The sequence below is a fragment of the Formosa sp. Hel1_33_131 genome (assembly GCF_001735745.1).
Classification (GTDB): Bacteria; Bacteroidota; Bacteroidia; order Flavobacteriales; family Flavobacteriaceae; genus Hel1-33-131.
This window is the reverse complement of the sequence record NZ_CP017260.1, coordinates 423,517-437,528: the sequence shown is the minus strand read 5'-3', so window position 1 is coordinate 437,528 and position 14,012 is coordinate 423,517. Positions and strand designations below refer to the sequence as shown.

Sequence of the window (14,012 nt, the reverse complement as noted above, 5' to 3'; positions counted from 1 at the left end):
AGAAATTCTACTTTTTAGACGACCTCTTTTTTACAAAAATAATATAAAGAGACTTATTTTATCATTTCGTAGCTACGGTTGATGAAATTGGTCAAGGCTTCTCCTTTGAGAAGTCCTTGAGACAATTGTGCCAAATCCAAGCTTTGTGTGATCAAACGTTCTTGTTTTTTCTTTGTTTTGGTGTTTAGAATTTCACTGACCAATTCAGAGTTGGTGTTTACAATAAGGTTGTGCATTTCAGGCATATTCCCCATTCCAAACATACCGCCACCACCGCCAGTTTGTTGCATCTCTTTCATACGACGCATAAACTCAGGTTGTGTAATCATAAAGGGAGCAGAATTGCTGTCCATTGCCTCTAATTGTACCATGAATTTTTCTGAAGGAACAATTTCTTTCAAAATAGTTTCAAGCGATGTTTTGTCTTCTTCACTGAGTTTAGAAACAGTCGCCTCATCCTTTTTGATTAAATTATCAACATGATCAGAATCAACACGTACAAAGCTTGTGTTTTCTTTTTCACTTTCTAATTTCTGAATTAAATGAGACACAATAGGCGAATCTAACAATAACACTTCGTAGCCTTTTGTTTTTGCAGCTTCAATATAACTGTGTTGCTCATCTTTATTAGACGCATACAAAATGACTAATTTATCGTCCTTATCCGTTTGGTTCGCTTTGATTTTGTTGTAAAGCTCTTCATAGGTATAATACGTTCCATCGACTGAAGGATACAATGCAAAGGCATCTGATTTCTCAAAGAATTTATCTTCGGAAAGCATCCCGTATTCAATCACAATTTTAATATCATTCCATTTCGCTTCAAAATCTTCTCTATTAGAATTGAATAGGGATTTCATTTTATCTGCCACTTTTTTAGTGATGTAAGACGATATTTTTTTAACCGCACCATCTGCTTGTAAGTACGAACGAGATACGTTTAGTGGAATGTCTGGAGAATCAATCACTCCTCTTAGCATCGTTAAAAATTCAGGAACAATGCCTTCAACGTTATCCGTTACAAACACTTGGTTTTGATACAATTGAATTTTATCCTTTTGCATATTCATGTCATTCCCCATTTTTGGGAAGTATAAAATCCCTGTCAAGTTGAAAGGATAATCTACATTTAAATGAATATTGAATAAAGGTTCTTCAAACTGCATTGGATACAGCTCGCGGTAAAAGCTTTTATAGTCAGGATCTTCTAATTCAGAAGGCTGCTTGGTCCAAGCGGGCGTTGGGTTGTTAATGATGTTATCAACCGTAACCTTACGCTGAGGTTCCGTTGTTTCTTTACCGTCTTTGTCCGTAGTTGTTTTAGGTTCATGCGTTTCATCATTTTCTTCTTTGGTTCCAAATTTAATTGGAATCGGCATGAACTTATTGTATTTGTTTAAAAGCGTCGTGATACGGCTTTCTTCAAGGAATTCAGTAGAATCTTCAGCGATGTGCAAAATAATCTCAGTTCCTCTTTCTGTTTTGTCAGAAGCTTCAAGCGTGTATTGTGGGCTGCCATCACAAGTCCAATGTGCTGCAGGTTCGTCTTTGAATGACTTGGTAATAATTTCCACTTTTTCAGCCACCATAAATGCAGAGTAAAAGCCCAGTCCAAAATGACCAATGATTCCAGAATCATCGATCTTGTCTTTATATTTATCTAAAAACTCTTCGGCGCCAGAAAACGCAACTTCGTTGATGTATTTCTGAACCTCATCCGCAGTCATCCCTAAACCTTGATCGATAATGTGAAGTTTTTTGCCCTCTTGATCGATTTTAATTTCGATTTTAGGCGTTCCGTACTTTACACTCACTTCACCAATGTTGGTCAAGTGTTTTAGTTTTAGAGTGGCGTCTGTGGCATTACTCACCAATTCACGTAAAAAGATTTCGTGATCGCTATAGAGGAATTTTTTAATCAGTGGAAAAATATTTTCTACGGATACATTAATCGTACCTTTTGACATAATTATGTTGATTTTTAAGTTATATGGAAATCTATAGTCAAAAAAAATACCAAATATTAAAAAGTGACAAACTGACATTTTAGTTTATATTTGTTACACCTTTTACTCAAACTTACACTATGTACAACTCAAAAATTATAGGTTTAGGTCATTATGTGCCAGAAAACGTTGTCACGAATGACGATTTGTCTAAGATTATGGACACGACGGATGAATGGATTCAAGAACGTACGGGGATTCAAGAACGCCGTTGGGCAAAGCCTGGCGATGGACAATCGACTTTTACAATGGGATTGGAAGCTGCCAAAAAGGCCATTTCAAACGCCGGAATTGAAAAAGAAGACATTGATCTTATTGTATTCGCAACTTTAAGTCCCGATTATTACTTTCCTGGGCCAGGGGTGCAAATCCAAGAAGCTTTAGAAATAGATACGGTAGCGGCTTTGGATATCAGGGCACAATGCTCGGGGTTTGTGTATTCAATTTCTGTGGCGGATCAATTTATTAAAACGGGTATGTACAAACACATCCTTGTGATAGGGAGTGAATTGCAATCGCATGGGATTGACAAATCGACTCGCGGTCGAAGTATTTCAGTCATTTTTGGCGATGGTGCCGGAGCTGCTGTATTGACGCGCGAAGAAGATTTGACAAAAGGGATTCTATCGACACACATACATTCTGAGGGGAAACATGCGCTTGAGCTTGCCACCGAAGCACCAGGAATGGGAACACGTTGGGTGACTGATATTATTAAAGAAAATGACCCCAATGATTTCAGTTACCATCCTTATATGAATGGGCAATTTGTTTTTAAACATGCAATCAAACGCTTTAGTGAAGTGATCAGTGAAGGTTTGCAAAAAAATAATTTAGAAGTTTCTGATATAGATATGCTCATCCCGCATCAAGCCAACTTACGGATTTCTCAATTTATTCAAAAGCGGTTTGGATTGTCGGACGATCAAGTTTATAACAACATTCAAAAATACGGAAATACTACGGCAGCCTCCATTCCAATTGCCTTATCTGAAGCCCATGAACAAGGGAAAGTCAATGAAGGCGATACAGTTGTTTTAGCCGCTTTTGGAAGTGGATTCACTTGGGGAAGTGTGATTATAAAATGGTAGTTTAGAGAATTACATAAATCCACCGCCAGACTTCTCATCATTGGCTCTGTTTTTTCGAGACTTGGCACTGTATTTAGTACTTCCAAATCGATAGGTGACACCTAAATAAATCGTATTGCTTTCCCAGTTAAACTCACCTTCTTGGACATAAGGGCTGGTGCCGTCAAAGCCAAATTTCATAGTGTTTAAAATGTCATTGTAATTCAGGCTGACACTTCCTTTTCCGTCAAGAAAACTCACACGCGACCCAAGGTTTACAAAGTACATTGGCTTCACATTAAATTGTAAATTTGAGTTTGCGCCTCTATAAAACCCAAAGGCGGTAAGGTTGACTCTTTTAGTCACTTTAAAACTGTTGTAAACTCTAAAATTCCAGGCGATATTATCTACCGAATTTATTTCAGTGATGATGTCGTTGACCACTGCGGTTTCTAGAGGAGCGTTCAGGCGTTCAGCAATTCCTTTGAGCGTTTGAGAATACAGATCAAAACTACCATTCAAACTCCACCATTTTGTAGGTTTGTAGCTGCTTGATAATTCAACACCATAAGCCGTAGAATTGTCAAAATTATCATGTGTTAAAATCAAACGTCCCGAATTCACGTCGGAGCGATCAATAAATAACGCTCTGTTAATTTCATTTGAAATTTGTCTGTAAAACGTTCCAAAAGTGACGCTACCTCCTTCTAAATCTCGAGTGTAATTAAACTCCACAGAATTGGTGAACTGTGGTTGAAGTTTGATATTTCCGTACGAAGATACCAAGGGCGTACTCCATTGTTTTATGGGATTTACTTGTCCAATACCAGGGCGATCGATTCGTCTGCTGTAATTGACTTGAAAGGAATTTTTTTCAGAAGGCGCATACGTAATATAAGCCGACGGATAGAATTCAAAATAGTCGTTTGAAAAAGGCGTTTTTGTGATGGTTAGGGGTTGACTTGTTTTTTCTTCAAGGGCGGTCACAGCTACATTTTCCAATCGCAATCCCAACTGATACGACCATTTGTCAATTTTTTTGTTATAATTTCCATACAGGGAATAAATATTTCGGGAATATTCAAAATCTGAACTGGGGGTAGGAACGAGCATACCCGAAAGCTCATAAGTATCTCCTGTGGACGCATAGCCTATTAACGAATTGAAAAGGTTTGCTTGTAAACCCAGTTCTATTTTTGAGTTTTCATTGAGTGCATTCGCATAGTCAAGATTTAGAGTTGTTCGCTCTCGTTTTGTCTCGTTATCATCAATATAATCAGTACTGTTGCCAATGGGATATGAAAAGTCTGCAATGCTGTTGCTGTCAAAAGTATTGTGGTCTATTTCAAACTCTATGTTGTGACCGTCGTCGTCAAAATTAATTTTATAATCGAAGTTGTATTGACTGGTAGAGTTATCTCCTTTGTCCAACCACAACTGTGTTTGATTAAGCGAATTATTGTTTGCATAAATAGCATTCGATTCTCCGTTATTTTTTGAGTCGGATTTATTTTGATTTGTAAAAACGGATAGGGTATGTTTGTCATTAATATAATAATCCACTCCAAATTTGATCAAATGATTTTTGTTGTCATTATTAAAATTAAATAATTGTTTGGAATTATTTTCAGGTCTTTGGATTACACCGTGATTTCTATTTTCAGAGATGTTATTGCTGTAATTCGCATAAACGTTGATCTTGCCGTTTCGGTAATTAGTGGTTAAGGCACTGTTGAATTTAGCAGACTTTTCATAGGAAAGCCCCATGCTAAAATTCCCATTAAACCCGAGCATCGTATTTTTGTGCAATATAATATTGATCAGACCACTCATGCCTTCAGGGTTATACTTGGCAGAGGGATTGGTAATAAGTTCAATAGATTTAATAGCTGTTGACGGGATTTGCTTTAATAATTGTGCCGTTGGAATGTTGGATAATTTCCCATCGACCATCACTCTTACGTTTGTATTTCCTCTTAAACTAATGTCTCCAGTTTGAGGATCTACACTCACAGAGGGAATGCCGACCATAAGTTCGGAGGCTGTTCCGCTAGCTGCTAAATCTTTTCCAATAGTGATGACCTTTCGATCTACTTTTTGTTGTATGCTAGAAGTTTCTGCGATAACCGTAACTTCGTCAAGAGCAGTGTTGTCTTCTTCTAAGACAAGAGTTCCTAAATCGAGTTTTTTTGTGCCACGATTCAGAGTGACTTCTTTGTTTAAAGTCTTATAGCCAATGTACTGAACAGAGACTATAAATGTAGTTTCTTTAATATTTGAGATTTCAAAAACCCCATCTTGATCTGTAATTCCACCTGTAATGAGTTCACCTAACGGAGATTTGATGATGATATTAACGTAGGGAAGGGTTTCGTTTGATTTAGAATCGATCACGCGCCCGCTGATAGTGCCACTGTCTAAAGGGTTGTGAGCATAAAGAGCTAAATTAGAAACCATTAAAAAAGTAAGTAGTACTGCGAGATTTTTCATTTATTTGAGGGATAAGATTGATAGGCTTTTGTAGATTAGACGAAACAAAAATAATATTGTTACTCTTTAATTTCAAATTAACACATAATTAATAGCATGTCCAAAAAAAATACACTCGTTCTCGGCGCTTCTTTAAACTCCGATCGTTACTCCAATATGGCAATACTTCGCTTGTGTGAAAATGCCATAGAAGTCAAGGCTTTTGGAATGAAAAAAGGCACAGTTTGTGGCATTGAGATCGCTACGGAATTACAGCCCTATCAAAACATTCATACAGTCACCTTGTATTTGAATCCGAAACGTCAAGAAGCTTATTATGATTATATTTTGGATTTAAATCCCACCCGCGTAATCTTTAATCCGGGCACTGAAAACCCGGAATTTTATAAACTTTTAAATGAAGCCTCTATAAATTATGAAGTTGCTTGTACATTAGTGTTGCTTTCTACAAATCAGTATTAAATTAAATTCGTGTTAAGTAAGCGTTGTAAAACATATTTCTAGTCTATCTGTAAGCGTGATAAGTGGTTATCTCTTTTGGTTTATGTAATGAAAAATGAGGAACGAAATAGTATTGAAATTAGAGCTAGATTCATAGTTTAATTATTTTTCACTACATTGTAATTCCTTAATCTTTATTTTTTTTGTTATGAATAAGCCTACTCTTATTTTACTTACCTATTTATTATCATTTTTATATGCTGAATCTCAGGAATACCTTGAGATGATTAATTCAGAGGAATTTACAGTTCAGGAAATTCAGAATAAAGCTGAAGCGTATTTTGAAATCAAAGGCACTGGTAGAGGTTCTGGATACAAAACTTTTAAGCGTTGGGAATATAATGGCCTTCGAATGCAAGACGAAAATGGATTTTTGAAGTCGTCTTCATTTTACATTGATGAGTTAGAACGGTACAATTCGGAAATAAACAATGTTACACCATCAAGTCAGACAAGTTTGGTTTCAAATTGGGTACAATTAGGACCCACATCTTGGAATCAAACGTCTGGATGGAACCCAGGAGTCGGAAGAATTACAAGTATTGCTATTGATACTAAAGATGCCAATCATATTATTGTTGGATCGCCAGGAGGCGGTGTTTGGAAAACAGTTGATGGGGGAAGTAATTGGTCGGCACTCACCGACAACCTCTCAAATATTTTTGTGTATGCATTGACTATCGATCCTGTTAATTCTAATATTTATTATTGGGGAAGTTCTTCAGGCATCATTTTTAAATCAACGGATGCTGGTGCAACTTGGAATCAATTAGCAGATACAGGAAATGGAGTTGTCAATAAGATTTTAATTAACCCTTCTGATACAAGCAAAATGTTTTGTTCTAGCCGGTATGACGGTGTCTATAAATCTACTGATGGAGGCGTCAATTGGAGTTTAATTCACTCTGAATCTACCACGGCCTATGATATAGAATTTAAACCTGGAGATTTTAGTGTAGTATATGCATCAGGAAATGGTTTTTTCAAGTCCACAGATTCTGGTCAATCCTTTTCAAAAATAAATAACAACTTTATTTCAGGGGCTAATGACTTTAACATTGGGCCAAAAATGATTGGTGTTTCTGCGGCAAGTCCAGATGTTGTCTATTTGCTTGAGGCTTCCGGTGGTGCTTTTGGAGGATTTCATAAGTCCACCGATAGTGGCGAAAATTTCACCAAATTAGATCACACAGGAAAAAATTATTTTGGTTACAGTTCTACTGCGGATGACACCAGTGGCCAAGCTCCAAGAGATATGGATATCGTCGTCAATCCAACTGATGCAGATGATGTCCATATTGCGGGCGTACTTTCGTGGCGCTCTACAGATGGCGGTGTCAATTTTAATATCACATCTCAATGGCAGCCAGGAACTGCAACGACTGAAAATATAGGCTATTGCCATGCCGATATTGACATTATGATTTATCAGAACAATAAGCTATATGTAGGGAGCGATGGCGGTATTTTTGTAGCCAATGACCCGTTGAATGTTAGTAGCACTTATTATACAGACTTAACTTCTGGTTTGGGAATTCGTCAATTTTATAGAATAGGAATTAGCCAAACAAACCCTGTCATCGTTACTGGCGGTGCTCAAGATAATGGGACTTCTGTTTACAGAGCGGATAAAACTTGGGAGGACTGGTTGGGTGCGGATGGTATGGAATCTTTTGTCGATCATTCTGATTCGAATATTTTGTATGGAACTTCACAATTTGGAAGTTTATATAAATCCACCAATCAGGGACAAAGTATTATTTTTCTTCCATCTCCTGATGGCAAGTCAGGTAATTGGGTTACCCCTTTTGAGCAAGACCCAAGCGACTCCAATACTATTTATTCCGGATATGATCAAATATATAAATCTACTAATGGAGGTCAGAACTGGAGTTCCATTTCACAAAACTTTGGCAGCAATGCGGACCATTTGAAGATTGCACCATCTGATAGTGATGTCATATATGCTTCGTTAGGATCCAGTCTTTTTAAAACAACAACAGGCGGAGGGAGTTTATTATCTTACTGGTCGTCATTGACAGGGTTTTCTGGGGATATTAATTCCATTGCCATTCACCCTACAAATCCAAACAAACTAGCCATTGCAACAAATTCGTCCGATAAGATTTATGTTTCTACTGATGCTGGTGCGACATGGACCTCAATGCTTCTTGACCTTCCAAGTTTTGCTGCACTTGCGCTTGTTTGGGATACTACTTATAATGAAGATATTTTATATGTAGGAATGAATTATGGAATTTATTATTTGAGAGAAAACACGACCTCTTGGATCGCTTATAACACTGGATTACCAAATGTATTGGTAAATGAGCTAGAGATAAACTCTGCAGATAAAAAAATATATGCAGCCACTTATGGGCGTGGTCTCTGGAGCGTTGATTTATACAACCCTAATAGTGCTGGATTGGACGCATTTGATATCTCAGGTTTAGAAGTCTCTCCAAACCCCTCAACTGGGGTGTTTAAACTAGATTGGAAATTAAACAAACTAGTGACTGTAAAAATATTTGACCCCCTAGGGAAGTTAGTCTTTTATGAAAAAAACAGAGATTTATCACAGAATCCTGAAATAGAATTAAAGGCTCCTAAAGGATTATATTTCTTAAAAGTAAACACTGCGAATAGCGAAATCACTAAAAAGTTGATTGTAAAATAAGTTCTAATATTTCTGTAACACTCGAAGATATATAGGCGGCTAATCTAACATTAAGTCGCCTTTTATAGTTGAGGTTATTTACGTCGAATCAACATTAATCCTATAAAAGTAAAGAGCCCATTAAGAGGCAGAAGCTCGTAGCCAATCACATAGCCCCCTAAGTTTTCTGCGGGTATATTCCCAAGCATAAATACAATTGCAACCGAAACCAAGGCGACCATCCAGACATAGCGGTCTTTTATTTTATAGTCTGTAAAAATTCCAAAAGCAAACAACCCTAAAAGAGGCCCGTAGGTATAACCCGCCACGGTCAATAAGCTGCTAATCACATTGGAGTTTAGCGTGTATTTGAACGCGATGATGACCACCACCAAAAGCACACTCATGCCGATATGTGTTTTTTTACGAATCGTTTTTTGTTCTTGTTCGGATTTGTCTTTCATGTCTAGGATGTCCACACAAAAAGACGTCGTCAAAGAAGTCAGGGCACTATCGGCACTGCTATACGCAGCGGCTATCAATCCAAGGATAAAAGTGATGCCTAGCGTGATTCCCAATCCACTATTGAGGGCGATTTCTGGAAATAATAAATCTGTTTTGGGTTTGCCGTCCAATAACGGAATCGCAATATTATTTTGTTTGGCATAAATAAACAAAAGAGCTCCCAGCAGCATAAATAAAAAGGTTACGAATGTAAGTACAACACTGAACGAAAGCATATTTTTCTGAGCATCCTTAAGTGATTTGCACGTCAAGTTTTTTTGCATCATATCCTGATCCAATCCCGTCATGCAAATCGTAACAAACAGACCTCCAAAAAAGGATTTCAGAAAGTAATTTTTATCTAAAATGCTATCCGTATTAAAAATAGTACTGTAAGATTTTAGTTCGTCTGAGGCTAAAAACTCTGTGAAACTCCACCCCAAACTATCCGTAATAAAATAAATGGACAATACCACCGCAGTAATCATAAACAAGGTTTGAAGCGTATCCGTCCAAACAATGGTTTTAATACCCCCTCTAAACGTATAAATCCAGATTAATAAAATTGAAATGATAACAGTGATTTCGAAAGGGACATTCCAATCACTAAAAACAAATTGCTGCAACACAATCGCTACTAAATACAATCGAAATGCAGCACCTAAAACTCGGGATATAAAAAAGAAAAAGGCCCCCGTTTTATGACTTACAAATCCAAAGCGTTGAAAAAGATACTCGTAAATGGATGTTAAATTTAATTTATAATACACAGGAAGCAGCACAAAAGCGACCACAACGTAACCCACCATATAACCCAAGACAACTTGAAAATAACTAAACTGAGATGCTTCTACCCAACCTGGAACAGATATAAAAGTAACTCCCGACAGCGACGCGCCAATCATTCCAAAAGCCACTAGATACCAAGGTGATTGTTTACCCGCTTTAAAAAAATCGACATTAGAATCGTTTTTTCCCGTTAAGAAAGAAATGAGGATTAAAACTAAAAAATAACCTAAAAGGAGCGTTAAAATTAAAAAGGAACTCATGTGTTAAAGTAAATTAGATTACTTTTACGAAGTTAACCAATTATAACTTTATTATGAAAAAATCAACCTTTATTTTAGGGGTTTTCCTATTGTCATTTTTATCTATTGAAGCTCAAGACTATCTTGAGATGATGAACTCAAACCAATATACAGTTTTAGAAGTTCAAAATGCTGCAGAAGCTTATTTTGAAAATCGAGATAAAGGTAGAGGAACGGGTTATAAAAGTTACAAACGTTGGGAGTATGATGCACTTCGTATGCAAGATGACAATGGACTTTTAAAATCGCCTTCGTTTTACTATAACGAACTAGAACGTTATAACTCTTACAAAAATAATTCCACGCAATTGGGACAAAGACGTAGGGTTGCCAATTGGGAACAGTTAGGGCCTTATGAGTGGAATCAAACTTCGGGGTGGAATCCAGGAGTGGGACGAATCACAAGTATAGGAATTGATCCTAATAACGAGAATCATATGATTATAGGTTCCCCAACTGGTGGAGTTTGGAAAACCACAGATGGGAGTGCGACTTGGAATGCATTAACAGATAACCTCTCTAATATTAATGTGTATGCATTAACGATCCATCCCACAAATTCTAATATTTATTTTTGGGGAAGTAATAGTGGTGTTATTTTTAAATCTACAGATGCCGGGGCAACTTGGAACGAATTAGCCGATACAGGAAATGGAAATGTAAATAAAATTTTAATCAATCCATCGAATACGAATCAACTATTTTGTTCAACAGAATCTTCTGGAGTTTTTCAATCTACGGATGCTGGTGTCAATTGGGAGAAAATCCACGGTAGCTCTAGTCGAGGCTACGACGTAGAGTTTAAGCCTGGAGATACCAATACGATTTACGCATCTGGAAATTTATTTTTTAAATCCACGGATGGCGGTTTAACCTTTTACGATGATTTGTTTAGCCCTTGGACTCAAGAAAATGTGCAAGGTCAAACAAATTGGACTATTGGGGCATCAAATCCTTGGGGCTCTGTTAGTCCTGTTCAAGGAGATATGATGGCGAATTTTTACTTGCCAAGTTATGAGAATCCAATTACAAGATTAGTTACTCCGGCTTTAGATTTGAGTAATGCAGCATCGCCAGAACTCAATTTTTCTTTTTCGAATCTTAGATGGCTTGGTCCCTACTTAAATGGGTTTCGAGTACTTTACAAAACATCTATTAATGGTGAATGGATAGAATTAGCGAACTATCCTGACTCAGTGCCAAATTGGCAAAATGTTACATTAGCTTTACCAGATGCTTCAGACGATTATTATATTGCATTTGAAGTGACTAATAATTATGGAAAACCCACAACTTTAGATGCCGTATCCATTGAAGATTCTTCATTGGGTATTATTTTCGAAAATGGGTTTGAATTGAGTGATAATGATTTTTCAAATGGTCCAAAAATGATAGGTGTTTCTGCTGATAATCCGGATGTTGTGTATATACTAGAAGCAGCTGGCGGCATATTTGGAGGGTTTTATAAATCTACTGACAGTGGTGCCAATTTTACTAAATTAGACCATACAGGGAAAAATTATTTTGGGTATACATCTGATGCAAGTGACGATAGAGGTCAGGCACCAAGAGATATGGATGTTATTGTCAACCCATCTGATGCAGAGGATGTTCATATTGCAGGGATTTTATCATGGCGTTCTACAAATGGTGGAACCGATTTTAATATTACTTCACAATGGGTGCCTGGAAATGCAGCAGATCAAAATATTGGGTACTGCCATGCAGACATTGATCTTATGATTTATCATAATGACAAAATATATGTGGGGAGTGATGGCGGTATTTTTGTTGCTAATGACCCACTGAATGTTAGTAGTACTTACTATACCGATTTAACCGCTGGTTTGGGAATTCGTCAATTTTATAAAATTGGAATCAGTCAAACAGATCCTGTGATTGTTTCCGGAGGATCTCAAGATAATGGGACTTCTGTTTATAGAGCCGATGGCATCTGGTACGATTGGTTAGGGGCTGATGGAATGGAGTCATTTGTAGACCATTCAGATTCTAATATTTTGTATGGAACCTCCCAAAATGGGACTTTATACAAATCATACGATCAAGGAGCAAGTTATAGTTGGATCAACCATGGATATTTTGATGATGTTGAAGGTCCAGACGGTAGCTGGGTCACCCCTTTTGAACAGGATCCTAATGTTGGTGCTACATTATACTCTGGATACCGTGAAATATATAAATCCCTTGATGCAGGAGCTACTTGGAGTTCTATCTCTCAAGATTTTGGTAGTACTGCAAATCATTTAAAAATAGCACCCTCTGATAGCAATACCCTATATGCTGCATTTGGAGAGAACCTTTACAAAACCACAAATGGAGGATCAGAAGGAGATTGGACGCAAGTAACAGGATTTTCTGGAAACATTAATTCGATTGCCATTCATCCTACAATTTCAAATAAGTTAGCGATTGCAACAAATTCCAACGATAAGGTTTATATTTCAAGTGATGGTGGCGAAAATTGGAGTGTTGAATCTCATGACTTACCAAATTTTAGTGCCTTGGCATTGGTGTGGGATACGACTTACAATGAAGATATATTATACTTAGGGATGAATTATGGAGTCTATTACCTCAGAAATAATGAAACAACTTGGACGTCTTATGATACAGGACTGCCAAATATTCAAGTTCGTGAACTTGAAATAAATACGGCAGATAGTAAGCTATACGTTGCAACTTATGGACGTGGACTTTGGCGTGTTAACTTGTTTGATCCGGACGCTTTAGGAGTGGACAATTTACAAATATCAGATTTGATCGTGTCACCAAATCCAACAACGGGAACTTTTAAATTGAATTGGAAATTAAACGATCCAGTGACAATCAAAATTTTTGATCCCCTTGGGAAGTTGGTTTTTTATGAGAAAAACAGAGATCTATCCCAAAATCCTGAAATAGAACTACAGGCTCCACAAGGACTGTATTTCCTAAAAGTAAATACATTAAATCAAGAAATCACTAAAAAATTAATTATAAACTAAGCACTGTTTTGAGTGTTTAGAGATGTTTAATTTCATGACATAAATTCGTTTAATTTTATCTAAATTTGCGTCATGGAATTTTCTTCTAAATTATTACAAAGCGCCGTGGACGAAGTTGCGCAATTGCCCGGCATCGGACGTCGAACCGCTTTACGGCTTGTGCTTCATTTGATGCGTCAGCCAGAGTCGCAAACACTTCACTTGACGGAAGCCTTGCAGAAGATGCGCCAAAATATTAATTTTTGTAAGAACTGTCACAATATTAGTGACTCCGAATTGTGTGAAATTTGCATCAACACCAACCGTCAACAAGATGTGGTGTGTGTGGTGGAAGACATCAGAGACGTCATGGCTATTGAGGGTACGTCTTCGTATAGAGGCGTCTATCATGTATTGGGCGGTAAAATCTCTCCCATGGATGGCGTAGGACCTCACGATTTAAAAATTAACAGTCTCATTGAAAAAGTTCGTACGGGGAATACTAAAGAGCTCATTTTTGCGTTGAGTTCTACGATGGAAGGAGATACCACTAATTTTTATATTTTTAAACAAATTCAAGATACAGAGGTCGTCATCTCTACCATCGCCCGCGGAATTTCTGTTGGAGACGAATTAGAATATGCCGACGAAGTCACGCTTGGACGAAGTATTACCAATAGAATTCCATTTGAACTCTCTCTTAAATCCTAATT

At 37.2% G+C, this 14,012-nt stretch carries 8 protein-coding genes; 5 read left to right on the top strand and 3 right to left on the bottom strand.

Annotated elements, in window-relative coordinates; genetic code table 11:
* Positions 1 to 53 precede the first annotated feature (53 nt).
* Complete coding sequence (gene htpG, locus FORMB_RS01850; RefSeq protein WP_069677863.1) at positions 54 to 1,967, bottom strand: molecular chaperone HtpG; 1,914 nt, start codon at positions 1,965 to 1,967, stop codon at positions 54 to 56.
* A gap of 119 nt (positions 1,968 to 2,086) precedes the next feature.
* Between htpG and FORMB_RS01845 the strand changes: the two genes are divergently transcribed.
* On the top strand, positions 2,087 to 3,097 hold the full coding sequence (locus tag FORMB_RS01845) for a 3-oxoacyl-ACP synthase III family protein (RefSeq protein ID WP_069675835.1): 1,011 nt from the start codon (positions 2,087 to 2,089) through the stop codon (positions 3,095 to 3,097).
* Positions 3,098 to 3,106: 9 nt separating this feature from the next.
* Here FORMB_RS01845 and FORMB_RS01840 read toward each other — a convergent pair whose 3' ends face one another.
* A complete protein-coding gene (locus FORMB_RS01840; RefSeq protein WP_069675834.1) occupies positions 3,107 to 5,566 on the bottom strand; it encodes an outer membrane beta-barrel family protein in 2,460 nt (819 codons plus the stop codon).
* 96 nt (positions 5,567 to 5,662) lie between these two features.
* On the opposite strand from FORMB_RS01840, the gene FORMB_RS01835 reads away from it, so the two are divergent.
* Entirely contained in the window at positions 5,663 to 6,028 is a 366-nt protein-coding gene (locus FORMB_RS01835) for a CoA-binding protein (protein WP_069675833.1), read from the top strand.
* 187 nt (positions 6,029 to 6,215) lie between these two features.
* On the top strand, positions 6,216 to 8,744 hold the full coding sequence (locus FORMB_RS01830) for a VPS10 domain-containing protein (protein WP_069675832.1): 2,529 nt from the start codon (positions 6,216 to 6,218) through the stop codon (positions 8,742 to 8,744).
* Positions 8,745 to 8,818: 74 nt separating this feature from the next.
* On the opposite strand, the gene FORMB_RS01825 is transcribed toward FORMB_RS01830, so the two are convergent.
* The gene (locus FORMB_RS01825) at positions 8,819 to 10,276 is read right to left on the bottom strand and encodes a sodium:solute symporter (RefSeq protein ID WP_069675831.1); all 1,458 of its coding nucleotides are present in this window, start codon (positions 10,274 to 10,276) and stop codon (positions 8,819 to 8,821) included.
* 53 nt (positions 10,277 to 10,329) lie between these two features.
* Between FORMB_RS01825 and FORMB_RS01820 the strand changes: the two genes are divergently transcribed.
* Together FORMB_RS01820 and recR are read left to right on the top strand one after the other, a co-directional pair.
* A complete protein-coding gene (locus FORMB_RS01820; RefSeq protein WP_069675830.1) occupies positions 10,330 to 13,320 on the top strand; it encodes a VPS10 domain-containing protein in 2,991 nt (996 codons plus the stop codon).
* A 72-nt stretch (positions 13,321 to 13,392) separates the two neighbouring features.
* The gene (gene recR / locus FORMB_RS01815) at positions 13,393 to 14,010 is read left to right on the top strand and encodes a recombination mediator RecR (protein WP_069675829.1); all 618 of its coding nucleotides are present in this window, start codon (positions 13,393 to 13,395) and stop codon (positions 14,008 to 14,010) included.
* The last annotated feature ends 2 nt before the right edge of the window (positions 14,011 to 14,012 follow it).